The following is an 11,887-nucleotide window of genomic DNA, read 5'->3' as shown; positions in this document are numbered from 1 at the left end:
TCAATTCAAGGAGGAAACAAAATGAAACGAACAATCTCAAAATCCGAAAGACCGTACAGACTGTTATTGTGTGTTATGATTTCTTTGCTGGTGATTATGCTGGCAGGCTGCTCCACTTCTTCGGACTCCGACACAAACACAAGAGGTTTCACGGACTTTGCTACCATTGAAGAAGAATACCTAACGACCATTGAGAGTTTGAATTGGCCGGAGGGCTTTACGCCGCCTGATGCTTTGGAAGGCGAAGATACGGGAGCGTCTTTTCAGATAGGATATGGCGATACAAGAGCATCTAACCTTTGGGAATATTCTTGGATGCAGGAATGGCTTGATACTTACAATACGGATTCGGAAAGGGCGGCAAAAGCCTTAGCTGAACTCGAAAAAGCCTTTGATATGCCTTATATGGGAACAGATCGCTGTGATGACGCCACACGCAAATATCTTCGTGATAATATTGATAAAGCTAAGTTGGGAGATCCGTCTGGATTTACAGAGTGTATTCAGGCAAATTATGCCGATTAAAAATGGCACATAGGAGTTTTGGTGTTGGGAGGTGAGCACATATATGCAGAGAAAACGCCGTAAGAAAAAACGATTTGGAGTATTTTTGTTTTTGCTTGTAGTTTGTATCGGCATAGGTATAATGTTTGTGCCGTGGGCAATGCAGCCGGAAAATTTCAGAGAGGTAAAGAATAAAATAAATGGTTTTCTCTACAAAGAAGATTTTCCTGACTCTTATAATGCAAAATCGCTGATTTTGGTGGATTGTTCTGATGATGAAATATTTGTTTCAAAAAACGAGAACGAGCCACAAATTCCTGCAAGTTTAGCCAAGCTGTTTGTTATTGAGTATGCGTCAACTTTAGCAGACCTTGATAGTATCGTTGTTGCAGACTATGGTGCTATTTCACTCACGAAACCTGGCTCGTCTGTTGCTCAAATCAAGGAAAAAGAATACTTTTTACACAATCTATTTGCGGCAATGTTAGTACCGTCAGGGAATGACGCAGCTTATGTGGTTGCTGATTATTGTGGAGGATTACTTTCGCCGCAAGCAGAAAGCTGTCAAGAGCGTGTGAGGATTTTCATGGAGAACTTAAACCTGCATTTGCAACAGCAGGGGTACTTAGACACAGTTTTATATGATCCGAGTGGTTTTGATATGGAGGCACTTACCACCACTTTAGATTTGAAAGAAGTAGTATATCGGTTGTTGGAATACTCGTGGTTTAGAGAAATTGTATCTCAAAACACTTATACGGCAACACTGCCTGATGGCAGTACACAAATATGGCAGAATACAAACGCCTTCCTTGATCCGACATCCGAATATTACAACGAAAATGTATGCGGAATTAAGACTGGCTCTCTGTCTGACGACTATAACTTGATTGTGCTTTATCAGCAGCACGGAAAAGAGTTTTTGATATGCAGTTTAGGCTCTCAGTCCGATTCCTCTCGTTATGACGATGTGAATTTTATTCTGAAAACGATTGATGAATCGTATTATCTCACGCAATAAATCTTATGTTGTCCAAGACAAAAAAACTAACCAAGGGGGGTGATAATATCGGACGAATCGTAATAATGGAGTTCAAAGCACAAGACTCAACAGCCTTTGACGATATGCTGGCTTTTGTAAAACAGCACCCTGATTTTGAAAAATTAGAGATTTCATATGAGCCGACATTATCCCTTTCCGGCTTAGAAATCAATTTGAGCCGGCGCAGAGTTATCAATAACGGTCAGGAAATTGAACTGACCGTCAAAGAGTACGATATACTCTGCTTGCTCGCAGCCAATAAAGGTCGTGTTCTTACATACGAGCAGATTTATGATAAGGTGTGGGGCGAAATATCAGCAGGCAATGAAAAGGATACCGTAGGCTTTCACATTCGGAATCTTCGTAAAAAACTTTGTGATACAAACTCTCACTTTTCCATAGATAGTGTTCGTGAGATCGGCTACCGCTTTAACAGTCAGTAAGCAGTCCCTCGTAGTTCATAATGAATTGCGAGGGATTATTCATTTTCTAAGACGGTATGTCGGAATTTGATAAATCCCTGCAAATGTTGATTTTATACGACTGTTAAGAGCAATATCGTGTCTAAACTTGCGACTGGACTTTGCATTTTCTACGAGTTATCTTCGTAATATCTCGGCATTATACTACTGGAATGTTTATCATAAACAGGGCATGATTTATGGCAGAATGGGCAGTCGTTCTCGTGCCATTTATTAGGTCTTGCTTGGATACGAATATGTTTAACTCCATTCTTATCAGAGTAAAGATTACAATTTTTTATAACTGTGTTCTTGACATTAAGGACACTTTTGCATAATGTATTAACTGAAGCCACTTGTGAATACTCCTTTTGTGTTTTTCTTCGCAGTTAATACATTAAAGGACACAAGTGTTTTTTCAATATGGTGTTGTTAATTTATGGTGTTAGGCTTCCACCATTATGCCAGAAGCCTCATATAAATTTATTGGGAAGAGTTACCGATCAAGTTTTCTCAGAATCCGAAGAATGGGATATTGATACGGTGTCAGAAACTATTGCATCGGAATATGAAAGAGCAACGAATCTTTCGATAAATAAAGAGAAGCAGAATTTGCCAATAGAAGAAAAACGAACGATAGATGTTAAAGAAATACGAGAATGGCTGAACTTTATTATTACGATTATATCAGTTGTTTTGGGAGTTACGAATTCTTCAGCAACAACGATAAATAATTACAATTATACACAACAAGTCAATAATTATTACATCGTTGGAATGGGATATGATGCGAAGGAGCTAAATACGACTAAATATAGAATCGTTAATAGAGAATCTATTGTACGACTGAAGCATGACTGCCATTCGATTGTAATTGAAAAGCTTGAGGAAGGGAAAGTTGTTAGAATTATAGATAAATATAAAAAGTGGCGACAGATAATTTGGGAGAATGAAGATGGTGAAGAATGTATGGGGTGGATTCAAAATTATAGATTAACTGAGTTTAAAGTGCCTAGAAATAAATGATGTATATTTGATGAAATAGAATCTATAAGTGAAGGAAGTATTATGTGTGGTAGATATTATATTGATTCTGATATGGCAGATGAAATCGAAAAAGTAGTGCATGATATAGACCAACGGATCCGGCAGGAACATTTTGCAGGAGATATCTTTCCAACCAATGTAGCACCGATCATTGAAAAATCAGAACATGGATTGAAACTGGATGTTTGCAAGTGGGGATATCCATTGTCACAAGGAAAGAATCTGGTTATAAATGCAAGAGCAGAATCTGTTATGGACAAACCTTCTTTTCGAAATGGAATCCTCTATCACCGCATTTTGATACCGGCAAGTGGGTTCTATGAATGGAATCGGTTAAAAGAGAAAAATACATTTTCCAGATATGATGCACCAGTATTGTATATGGCTGGCTTCTGTGATTGGTTTGAGAATGAACGACGATTTGTGATTATGACTACAGCAGCCAATGAATCTATGATAAAAGTACATGATCGTATGCCGCTGATATTGGAAAAAGGACAGCTGAAAGATTGGTTCGATGACAGGAAAATGGAGCAAATTCTGCATCAGGTACCGGTTCAGCTAAAACGAGAGGCAGAATACGAACAGCAGAGCTTATTCTTATAATGGTTCAGAGGAGAAATAGAAAGATGCAAATATTTGTTGATGCAGATGCCTGCCCAGTGGTTGCGATCATTGAAAAGATTGCAAAAGATAATAGTGTTCCGGTAATGTTGTTGTGTGATACAAACCATGTTCTGTCATCGACTTATAGTAAAGTTGTTGTTGTCGGTGCAGGAGCAGATGCAGTAGATTATAAACTGATTAGTATCTGCCATAAAGGAGATATTGTCGTATCACAGGACTATGGTGTGGCTGCAATGGCATTGGGAAAAGGTGCTTATGCTATTCATCAATCAGGTAAATGGTACACGGATGATAATATTGATCAGATGCTAATGGAACGTCACCTGAGTAAAAAAGCCAGAAGAAGTTCCCGTAAATGTCATGTCAAGGGACCGAAGAAGCGGACGGAGGAAGATGATGAAAGATTCGCTCAGTCTTTTGAAAAAATGCTTTTGATGGCACGGGAGAAAGAAGGCAGATGAGGAATTGTAGATGCAGAGGAACGACAGAAGCTATAAAGACTTAAAACAAAAACAGAAGAGTGCAATAGCAGATAAAACATACAAAATGCACTTGAAGTTTTATCTTGAGAATCAGCGAATACATACGCTACAAGGTGTTATGAAAATGGAGTAGACCAACAGGTAGTGCAGAAACTCTTAGGTCACTCAATATTGGCAATGACAACCGATTTATACACTCACGTTTCAGAAGAGAAGAAAAAAGAAGAAGTAGCTGAACTGAAAATATTGGCTTAAATTTGGAGTAAAAATAGAGTAAATCAGAAGATAAATAGCGAAAAACAGCGTAAAACCAACATTCTCAAGTAGATATAAATATTGTTCAGAAATAAATATTTCAAAAAACGAGGATGTGCATTTTGCATATCCTCGCTTGCGTTATAAGAGACTATTTTTTCTTTTTCTGTAACATCTGCATCATCTGCAGCATTTTATCTGCTTTTACACGTTCTGCTTCGGACATATTCTGCTTTAATAATTCAATTAATAAAGTTGTTTCAGTATTCGAAAATGTCATACCGTTTTGTTTGGCATTATTGGCGGCGTTCATGACCGTGGAAGCCATGGATTTGGCATCCTTTGTATCAGTATTATTAGAAGCAAAATCCATAAGAAACTGCAGCTTTTCCGGTGAAATATCATTTAAGGCAGGATTGCCTTTCAAAAAGTCTAAATTCATAAAATCCTCCGTTCTTAACAAGTTGACAGGGAACCATAAAATAACAAATGATAAAGTGATGAAATCAGGAAAACAGGGTATCATAAGCAGACAGCATCTGATACATATTTAAAAAGTTTTCAATATTTTCTTTCTCGCCGGGTGTACACTGTTCGCTGATATCGGTAAGCATCTGAAACATCCGCTCCTGGGGAGAATGGCTGCTGACTTCCTGAATCGTAAGCGTGTCATTGGAAAAAAGCTGGGCTGTTTTTTGTAGTTCCATATATTTGATGAGAAGCGCAAAGGGACGCTGCTGACCGGCGGAAAGATATGGAATCATGGTTTTCATAATCTGTAACTGGTGGTTTTGTAACTGCGAGTCAAAGAAGGTTGGTTTATACTCAGAATCCATAAAATAATCCTTTTTCTTTTAAATTATGATGGAACAGCGGAAAATATAACTTTGACGCATATAATAAAATGTAGAACCTTTTTATAGAAACAGGAAAGGATTTGATGCCAGCATGGGAAAATTAATCATTGACGGAAATGAAGTATATGAAATAGATGAAGAATGTATGAAGAAAAAAGAAACGGAAAAGAAGAAACTGACCGCACCGGAAAAAGGCGGTCAAAGATATGACAGAACAAAGAATGTGTCTTGACACATTCTTGTGCCTGCGGCGGTCGCTTGCGACATCTACCTTATACGTCGCAGTGCGCATCCTCGCGAAGCATTTTTCACTTTACAGGAAAGCGATTTCCTGTAAAGTGAAAAAGGGACCTCGTTGAGAGGCCCCCGCTTTGCAGATGAATTAGCATCCACAACCGTTGTTGTTAAATCCGAAGCTGTCACCACAGCCGCCGCAGAAGAGCAACAGTAAAATAATCCAGATACAGCTGTCGTTGCCGCATCCATTGCCACATCCTCCAAATCCATTGTTGCCGCAGCAGGAGAGCAACAGGATAATCCAGATTAAAGAACAGCAGTTATTTCCTTCGTTACATCCACATCCGCAGCCAGTAGCAGCTAAATCACTCATTTTCAAATCCTCCAAAATTTATCTTACACTTCATAATATGGAAGAAGTAAAAATGTGTGACTAAATTATTCTGAAATTTTTTCGATGCCGGAAATGTCCGGGTGAATTGTCAGGGAATAATTCGTATAGTAAATGACATAACCGGCAACAGCACCGTTTGGTTTTTTTACATTTTTACGCTGTAAATAATCGATTTCAATTTTTTCGTTATCCCGGCCGGAAGAATAGTAGCCTGCCAGTCTGCCGGCCTCTTCGAAAGTTCGATCAGGCAGTTCTCTACCTTCGGTTTTTACAATAACATGGGAGCCGGGCATTCCTTTGGCGTGGAACCACCAGTCATTTCCATTGGCAACCTTAAAAGTAAGTTCGTCATTCTGGAAATTGTTTTTTCCAACATAAATATCAAAGCCATCGCTGGAACGATAATGGAATGGCTTACTTTTCGATTTCTGTTTCTTTTTGCCATTCATTTTCCTGCGGATATAGCCATAGGTTTCCAGCTCGTCCCGGATCTGGGCAAGGTCATCTTCGGATTCTGCAATGGCAAGCGCAGCCTGAATGGTCTGTAAGTGTGCTATTTCTGTCCTGGTTTCTTCGGTCTGGGTATTTAATGCTTCAAAGGTACGCTTTAATTTATTGTACCGGGCAAAATATTTTTTTGCATTGTCCAGTGGAGAAAGTGTTTCATCCAGAGGAATGGTAAGCATTTCACCGGTATAGTAATTTGGCACCTCTACTGATTTGGCTCCTTCGGTAACCTGATAGCCGTAGGTATTTAATAATTCGCCGTATACTTTAAATTTATCACGTTTTTCCGTATCTTTTAACTGTTTTAACTGTAAATCCAGTTTTTTACTGCTTCGCTCTAAGTGAGTGGATACAATTTTACGCAAATCCACAGATTTCTGACGCATACGGGTGTAGAGGCTGCGGCTGGCATAAAATTGTTCTAATACGGCGGAAATAGAATCTGCCGGTTCAATGTGATAGCCTTCCGTATGTTCATAGCGGGTTGGTAAGATGGCAGCATATTCTGCCGGTTCTTCTCCTTTATAAAGAATACATGGCTTGAAGTTGGCGTTTCCGACATCCTCCATCAGCCAGCTGAAATTATGATAAAGGTGCAGCAGTGCGTCTTCTTCTAAGGTATTAATCGGTGTATCTGCATCTAAAGAAGCACGGTAACAGATTTCTGCTGCAACCTGTCCACTGATTCCGGTAAAAGCAGAAGTAAGTGCTTTGGCAAGTGGCAGTGGAAGAGAAGACGCTTTTTCACAGAACTGTTCATAGGAACAGTCAAGGGGATTCCGCTTGTCCTGGGTCTCCGGGATAAAATATTCTCTTCCCGGCAGAACTTCACGGACGGAACTCATCTGGGATGGAACCCGTTTGATGCTGTCAATGATGCGTTCGTTTTCATCACAGAAAATAATATTGCTGTATTTCCCCATTAATTCTATAATCAGGTTTTTCTTTTTCAGGTCACCCATTTCATCCAAATGCTCGACCGTAATCCGGATGATTCGTTCTAATCCGGGCTGACTGATGGCAATAATCCGGCCGTTGGCAATATGTTTTCGTAATACCATGCAGAAATTCGGTGCAGTCATGGGACTGACTTTATTCTGAGCTGTAAGATAGATATAAGGCAGGGAAGCACTGGCGCTTAAAGAAAGCCGGTACTGGCCGGATGGTGCCTTTATGGTAAGCAGCAGCTCGTCCGCCTCAGGCTGGGCTATTTTGCTGATTCGTCCATTTAAAATTGTCTGATTTAATTCTGCAGTAAGTGCAGCTACGGTAATTCCGTCTAGCGCCATATAATATGACCTCCTTTGGAAAGAATAGATTCTTTTACAGGATTTTATTATAAAGAAATCTTTCTAAAATTTCAATAAATACGGCATTTTGAATTTGACTAATAAAGAAAATTCTACTATAATACATATATCTATGCATTAGGAGGCAGCTATGATTAAAAGTATGACCGGCTTCGGCAGGTGTGAGATAGAGGAAGACAACCGTAAGATAACGGTAGAGATTAAATCAGTAAATCACCGCTATCTGGATGTAAATGTTAAGCTTCCTAAAAAATTAAGTTTCTTTGAAAGTGCCGTGCGTAACTTAATCAAAGAATACATACAGCGTGGAAAAGTAGATATCTTCATTACCTGTGAAGATTTCAACGAAGCCAACTTCTCACTGAAATACAACGAAGAACTTGCTGGCGAATATTTAAAATATTTACAGCAGATGGCAGAGCATTTCCAGCTGGAAAATGATATCCGTGTCAGCACATTGTCACGTTATCCGGATGTTTTTATAATGGAAGAACAGGATAATGACGAAGAAGAACTTTGGGCACTTCTTGAGAAGACATTGCGTAATGCATGTGAGGCATTTGTTGAAACCAGAGAAAAAGAAGGCGAGAATTTAAAAACTGACCTTCTGAATAAATTAGATGAAATGATTGGCTATGTGGACTTTATCGAAGAACGTTCTCCAATCGTTATGAAAGAATACCGTGAGCGATTAGAAACCAAGGTAAAAGAAATTTTAGAAGATAAGCAGATGGATGATGCAAGAATTGCAACGGAGGTTACAATATTTGCTGATAAAATATGTGTGGATGAAGAAACTGTCCGCTTAAAGAGCCATATTGAAGCGATGAAAGCTGCTTTAACAGGCGGTGGAACCGTTGGAAGGAAGCTTGACTTCATTGCCCAGGAGATGAACCGGGAAGCAAATACGATTCTTTCCAAGGCAAGTGATCTTGCAATTTCAGATACCGGTATTAATCTGAAAACGGATATTGAAAAAGTCCGCGAACAGATTCAGAATATTGAATAAATGATTTCCGTAAACCCTGTAGTAAGAATGGAATGGTGAAAAATGGCAGCACTTATGAATATTGGATTTGGAAATGTAGTAAATACAGATAAGATTGTTGCTGTGATTCAGCCGGATTCTGCACCTGCCAAGCGCATGATTCAGAAAGCCAAAGAAGAAGAGTGCGTGGTGGATGCAACCCAGGGAAGACGTACCCGTGCAGTGATTATTACAAATGCCGGATATATCGTTCTTTCTGCATTACAGCCGGATACACTGACTGGCAGATTTAACGAGATTAGTGGAAATAAACTGAGTGAGGAATAGTAAATGAAAAGAAAAGGTATATTAACCGTAGTATCCGGTTTCTCCGGTGCCGGAAAAGGCACTGTGATGAAAGCTCTGATGGCGGAGTACAAGGATACATATGCATTATCTGTTTCAGCTACCACGAGAAATCCGAGACCCGGAGAAGTGGATGGTGTTGATTATTTCTTTCGTACCAGAGAAGAATTTGAACAGATGATAGCAGACAATGCGTTAATTGAGCATGCCTGTTATGTGGGAAATTATTATGGTACACCAAAAGCCTATGTAGATGAACAGTTAGAGGCTGGAAAAGATGTAATTCTTGAGATAGAGATTCAGGGAGCACTTGACGTAAAGAAACGTTTTCCGGACACCATCTTAATCTTTGTAACACCACCGGATGCGGATGAATTAAAGAACCGCCTGGTGAACCGTGGAACTGAAGATATGGCAACCATCAATGCAAGATTAAACAGAGCATCCCAGGAAGCAGAGTTTATGAATCAGTATGATTACATTGTGGTGAACGATACCGTCCCTGCATGTGTGGAGAATATCCATAGCATCATTGAGAACGAGCATGATTGTGCATCACGTAATATAAATTTCATCAATAAAATCAGAGAAGAGCTGAAGTGCTTTTCGAAAGGAGAATAAATTATGATACATCCATCTTATGTTGAGTTAATGAAGGTCGTAAATAACGACGTTGAAATCGGAGAAGAACCGGTCGTAAACAGCAGATATTCTATTGTAATTGCTACTGCAAAGAGAGCAAGACAGATTATCGGTGGAGATGAACCATTGGTTGAAAATGCCAAAGGAAAGAAACCACTTTCTATCGCAGTAGAAGAGCTTTATACCGGAAAGGTAAAAATCATGGGAGAAGATGCTGTTTCAGAAGATAACGAGTAGCATAGCGGGGTTGCCAACATGGTTTGGTAACCCTTTCATCATGTAAGAGAAAAATATATACAGGACTTTTTCCTGTTACGGAGGAATGAATGAATATTTTCTTTGTATCACTGGGTTGTGATAAGAATCTGGTAGATTCAGAATATATGCTTGGTATGATCCGTGATGCCGGATATACCATTATTGATGATGAAACGCAGGCAGATGTGATAGTAATTAATACCTGTTGTTTTATCAATGATGCCAAAGAAGAGAGTATTAACACAATACTTGAAATGGCAGAATATAAGAAAACCGGACATGCAAAGGCATTGATTGTAACCGGGTGCCTTGCCCAGCGTTACCGGAATGAGATTGAGGAAGAAATACCGGAAGTAGATGCAATTCTTGGAACTAATTCCTATGATAATATTGTTTCTGCTGTGAAAGAGGTTATGGCAGGAAAACATTATACCAATTTAAATTCGCTGGAAGGGCTTCCAACCTTGCATACCAAACGATGTGTTACCACCGGCGGACATTATGCCCATTTAAAAATTGCAGAAGGCTGTAACAAGCGCTGTACTTACTGCATCATTCCATATATCAGAGGAAACTACCGCAGTATACCGATTGAAGAACTGATAGCAACAGCCAGAGAACTGGTAGCGGGCGGAGTAAAGGAACTGATTCTGGTAGCCCAGGAGACCACGCTTTACGGAATTGACCTCTATGGAAAAAAATCCCTGCACCGGCTTTTAGATGAATTAAATAAGATTCCGGGATTGTACTGGATTCGTATTCTTTACTGTTATCCGGAAGAAATTGATGATGAACTGATTGAAGCAATCAAACGAAATGATAAAGTCTGCCATTATCTGGATATTCCGATTCAGCATGCAAATTCAGACGTATTAAAGAGAATGGGAAGAAAGACCAATAAGGATGACCTTGTTCGTATTATTCATCATCTGCGGGAAGAAATTCCGGATATTACGCTCCGGACCACTTTGATCTGTGGCTTCCCGGGAGAGACAGAAGAGCAGCATAAAGAGCTGTTGGAATTCGTACAGGAAATGAAATTTGACCGTCTGGGTGCATTTACCTATTCTCCGGAAGAAGGAACGAAAGCAGCTGAGATGGAAAATCAGATTCCGGAAGAGACGAAGAAGCTGTGGCAACAGGAAGTCATGGAGCTTCAGGAAGAAATTATTTTTGAGAAAAATGAAGATATGGCTGACCGTGAACTTTACGCTTTTATCGAAGGAAAAGTTGCAGATGAGAATGCTTATGTAGGAAGAACCTACCGTGATGCACCATCTATTGACGGATATATTTTTGTAAATACAGAGGAAACCTTAATGACCGGAGACTTTGCCAAAGTGAAAGTAACCGGAGCTTATGAATATGATTTGATAGGAGAATTAGCATGAATTTACCAAACAAATTAACAATTTTCAGAGTAATTTTGATTCCGTTTTTTGTAGTGTTTATGTTGGCACCGATTTGTCCGGGTTATGCAAATTATATTGCTGTAGCAATCTTTATTGTAGCAAGTCTTACAGACCTTTTGGATGGGAAGATTGCAAGAAAGTATAATCTTGTGACAGATTTCGGCAAATTTATGGACCCGCTTGCGGATAAACTGCTGGTATGTGCCGCAATGATCTGCCTGATTGAAACCGGACAGCTTGCAGCCTGGATTGTAATCGTAATTATCAGCCGTGAGTTTATCATCAGTGGTTTCCGTCTGGTAGCAGCTGATAACGGCGTTGTAATTGCAGCCAGCTACTGGGGCAAATTTAAGACCACATTCCAGATGCTTATGGTCATTGTATTGATTCTTAATTTTGATAACTGTTACTTCCAGTTATTAGGAACCGTACTTACTTATATTGCACTGGTATTAACGGTTGTATCTCTAATTGATTATCTCTGGAAAAACAGAGCTGTTTTAAAAGAACAGAAATAAA

General features: G+C 39.4%; 17 protein-coding genes and 1 pseudogene. 14 read left to right on the top strand and 4 right to left on the bottom strand.

The annotated features are described in order from the left end of the window. Window positions 1-21 precede the first annotated feature (21 nt). From DV740_RS03290 to DV740_RS15330, 7 genes and pseudogenes are all read left to right on the top strand, one after another. Window positions 22-525, top strand: coding sequence for a hypothetical protein (locus DV740_RS03290; protein ID WP_015514509.1), 504 nt, complete (start codon window positions 22-24; stop codon window positions 523-525). A 43-nt stretch (window positions 526-568) separates the two neighbouring features. Continuing rightward, window positions 569-1,525, top strand: coding sequence for a D-alanyl-D-alanine carboxypeptidase family protein (locus tag DV740_RS03285; protein WP_012744280.1), 957 nt, complete (start codon window positions 569-571; stop codon window positions 1,523-1,525). Between the two features lie 5 nt (window positions 1,526-1,530). Next, on the top strand, window positions 1,531-1,989 hold the full coding sequence (locus tag DV740_RS03280; RefSeq protein ID WP_012744279.1) for a winged helix-turn-helix domain-containing protein: 459 nt from the start codon (window positions 1,531-1,533) through the stop codon (window positions 1,987-1,989). A 441-nt stretch (window positions 1,990-2,430) separates the two neighbouring features. Beyond that, window positions 2,431-3,033, top strand: a complete 603-nt coding sequence (locus tag DV740_RS03275; RefSeq protein ID WP_015514507.1) for a hypothetical protein — start codon at window positions 2,431-2,433, stop codon at window positions 3,031-3,033. Window positions 3,034-3,075: 42 nt separating this feature from the next. Further along, window positions 3,076-3,660, top strand: a complete 585-nt coding sequence (locus tag DV740_RS03270) for an SOS response-associated peptidase (RefSeq protein ID WP_012744277.1) — start codon at window positions 3,076-3,078, stop codon at window positions 3,658-3,660. A gap of 23 nt (window positions 3,661-3,683) precedes the next feature. After that, window positions 3,684-4,142: a YaiI/YqxD family protein gene (locus DV740_RS03265; protein ID WP_015514506.1), complete on the top strand. Its 459-nt coding sequence runs from the start codon at window positions 3,684-3,686 to the stop codon at window positions 4,140-4,142. A 132-nt stretch (window positions 4,143-4,274) separates the two neighbouring features. Next, window positions 4,275-4,418 (top strand): annotated as a pseudogene (locus tag DV740_RS15330) (tyrosine-type recombinase/integrase); the annotation flags it as partial. Between the two features lie 151 nt (window positions 4,419-4,569). Here DV740_RS15330 and DV740_RS03255 read toward each other — a convergent pair. Both DV740_RS03255 and DV740_RS03250 read right to left on the bottom strand, forming a co-directional pair. After that, window positions 4,570-4,860 carry a hypothetical protein gene (locus tag DV740_RS03255; RefSeq protein WP_117698642.1) on the bottom strand — a complete coding sequence of 97 codons (291 nt, stop codon included), beginning with the start codon at window positions 4,858-4,860 and terminating at the stop codon, window positions 4,570-4,572. Between the two features lie 64 nt (window positions 4,861-4,924). Then, window positions 4,925-5,254: a hypothetical protein gene (locus tag DV740_RS03250; RefSeq protein ID WP_117841084.1), complete on the bottom strand. Its 330-nt coding sequence runs from the start codon at window positions 5,252-5,254 to the stop codon at window positions 4,925-4,927. A gap of 112 nt (window positions 5,255-5,366) precedes the next feature. Between DV740_RS03250 and DV740_RS14915 the strand changes: the two genes are divergently transcribed. Continuing rightward, window positions 5,367-5,507 (top strand): hypothetical protein, encoded by a 141-nt coding sequence (locus DV740_RS14915; RefSeq protein WP_197420807.1) that lies wholly within the window; start codon window positions 5,367-5,369, stop codon window positions 5,505-5,507. Between the two features lie 150 nt (window positions 5,508-5,657). Here DV740_RS14915 and DV740_RS03245 read toward each other — a convergent pair whose 3' ends face one another. Next, on the bottom strand, window positions 5,658-5,885 hold the full coding sequence (locus tag DV740_RS03245) for a hypothetical protein (protein ID WP_022243866.1): 228 nt from the start codon (window positions 5,883-5,885) through the stop codon (window positions 5,658-5,660). A 65-nt stretch (window positions 5,886-5,950) separates the two neighbouring features. After that, window positions 5,951-7,702, bottom strand: coding sequence for an Rqc2 family fibronectin-binding protein (locus DV740_RS03240; RefSeq protein WP_118087462.1), 1,752 nt, complete (start codon window positions 7,700-7,702; stop codon window positions 5,951-5,953). Window positions 7,703-7,853: 151 nt separating this feature from the next. Between DV740_RS03240 and DV740_RS03235 the strand changes: the two genes are divergently transcribed. The 6 genes from DV740_RS03235 (at window position 7,854) to pgsA (ending at window position 11,886) form a co-directional block, all read left to right on the top strand. Continuing rightward, window positions 7,854-8,732, top strand: a complete 879-nt coding sequence (locus tag DV740_RS03235) for a YicC/YloC family endoribonuclease (RefSeq protein ID WP_117698640.1) — start codon at window positions 7,854-7,856, stop codon at window positions 8,730-8,732. Window positions 8,733-8,774: 42 nt separating this feature from the next. After that, window positions 8,775-9,038, top strand: coding sequence for a DUF370 domain-containing protein (locus tag DV740_RS03230; RefSeq protein ID WP_117698639.1), 264 nt, complete (start codon window positions 8,775-8,777; stop codon window positions 9,036-9,038). 3 nt (window positions 9,039-9,041) lie between these two features. Then, on the top strand, window positions 9,042-9,677 hold the full coding sequence (gmk, locus tag DV740_RS03225) for a guanylate kinase (protein ID WP_117946976.1): 636 nt from the start codon (window positions 9,042-9,044) through the stop codon (window positions 9,675-9,677). 3 nt (window positions 9,678-9,680) lie between these two features. Continuing rightward, window positions 9,681-9,935, top strand: coding sequence for a DNA-directed RNA polymerase subunit omega (gene rpoZ / locus DV740_RS03220; RefSeq protein WP_022243861.1), 255 nt, complete (start codon window positions 9,681-9,683; stop codon window positions 9,933-9,935). Window positions 9,936-10,024: 89 nt separating this feature from the next. After that, window positions 10,025-11,347, top strand: coding sequence for a 30S ribosomal protein S12 methylthiotransferase RimO (rimO, locus tag DV740_RS03215; RefSeq protein ID WP_118057481.1), 1,323 nt, complete (start codon window positions 10,025-10,027; stop codon window positions 11,345-11,347). Then, window positions 11,344-11,886 (top strand): CDP-diacylglycerol--glycerol-3-phosphate 3-phosphatidyltransferase, encoded by a 543-nt coding sequence (pgsA, locus tag DV740_RS03210; RefSeq protein ID WP_022243859.1) that lies wholly within the window; start codon window positions 11,344-11,346, stop codon window positions 11,884-11,886. Before rimO ends, pgsA begins: the two co-directional genes overlap by 4 nt. Window position 11,887: the final 1 nt, after the last annotated feature.

This window comes from Roseburia sp. AF02-12 (assembly GCF_003461765.1).
Taxonomy (GTDB): Bacteria; Bacillota; Clostridia; order Lachnospirales; family Lachnospiraceae; genus Roseburia_C; species Roseburia_C amylophila.
The sequence above is the reverse complement of the archived record's forward strand: the minus strand, read 5'-3'. Positions and strand labels throughout refer to the sequence as shown.

Bases quoted from the DNA above. Each gene is read 5' to 3' on its own strand.
- DV740_RS03290 (WP_015514509.1), top strand. From the start codon at position 22: ATGAAACGAACAATCTCAAAATCCGAAAGACCGTACAGACTGTTATTG.
- DV740_RS03285 (WP_012744280.1), top strand. From the start codon at position 569: ATGCAGAGAAAACGCCGTAAGAAAAAACGATTTGGAGTATTTTTGTTT.
- DV740_RS03280 (WP_012744279.1), top strand. From the start codon at position 1,531: ATGTTGTCCAAGACAAAAAAACTAACCAAGGGGGGTGATAATATCGGA.
- DV740_RS03275 (WP_015514507.1), top strand. From the start codon at position 2,431: ATGGTGTTGTTAATTTATGGTGTTAGGCTTCCACCATTATGCCAGAAG.
- DV740_RS03270 (WP_012744277.1), top strand. From the start codon at position 3,076: ATGTGTGGTAGATATTATATTGATTCTGATATGGCAGATGAAATCGAA.
- DV740_RS03265 (WP_015514506.1), top strand. From the start codon at position 3,684: ATGCAAATATTTGTTGATGCAGATGCCTGCCCAGTGGTTGCGATCATT.
- DV740_RS03255 (WP_117698642.1), bottom strand. From the start codon at position 4,860: ATGAATTTAGACTTTTTGAAAGGCAATCCTGCCTTAAATGATATTTCA.
- DV740_RS03250 (WP_117841084.1), bottom strand. From the start codon at position 5,254: ATGGATTCTGAGTATAAACCAACCTTCTTTGACTCGCAGTTACAAAAC.
- DV740_RS14915 (WP_197420807.1), top strand. From the start codon at position 5,367: ATGGGAAAATTAATCATTGACGGAAATGAAGTATATGAAATAGATGAA.
- DV740_RS03245 (WP_022243866.1), bottom strand. From the start codon at position 5,885: ATGAGTGATTTAGCTGCTACTGGCTGCGGATGTGGATGTAACGAAGGA.
- DV740_RS03240 (WP_118087462.1), bottom strand. From the start codon at position 7,702: ATGGCGCTAGACGGAATTACCGTAGCTGCACTTACTGCAGAATTAAAT.
- DV740_RS03235 (WP_117698640.1), top strand. From the start codon at position 7,854: ATGATTAAAAGTATGACCGGCTTCGGCAGGTGTGAGATAGAGGAAGAC.
- DV740_RS03230 (WP_117698639.1), top strand. From the start codon at position 8,775: ATGGCAGCACTTATGAATATTGGATTTGGAAATGTAGTAAATACAGAT.
- gmk (WP_117946976.1), top strand. From the start codon at position 9,042: ATGAAAAGAAAAGGTATATTAACCGTAGTATCCGGTTTCTCCGGTGCC.
- rpoZ (WP_022243861.1), top strand. From the start codon at position 9,681: ATGATACATCCATCTTATGTTGAGTTAATGAAGGTCGTAAATAACGAC.
- rimO (WP_118057481.1), top strand. From the start codon at position 10,025: ATGAATATTTTCTTTGTATCACTGGGTTGTGATAAGAATCTGGTAGAT.
- pgsA (WP_022243859.1), top strand. From the start codon at position 11,344: ATGAATTTACCAAACAAATTAACAATTTTCAGAGTAATTTTGATTCCG.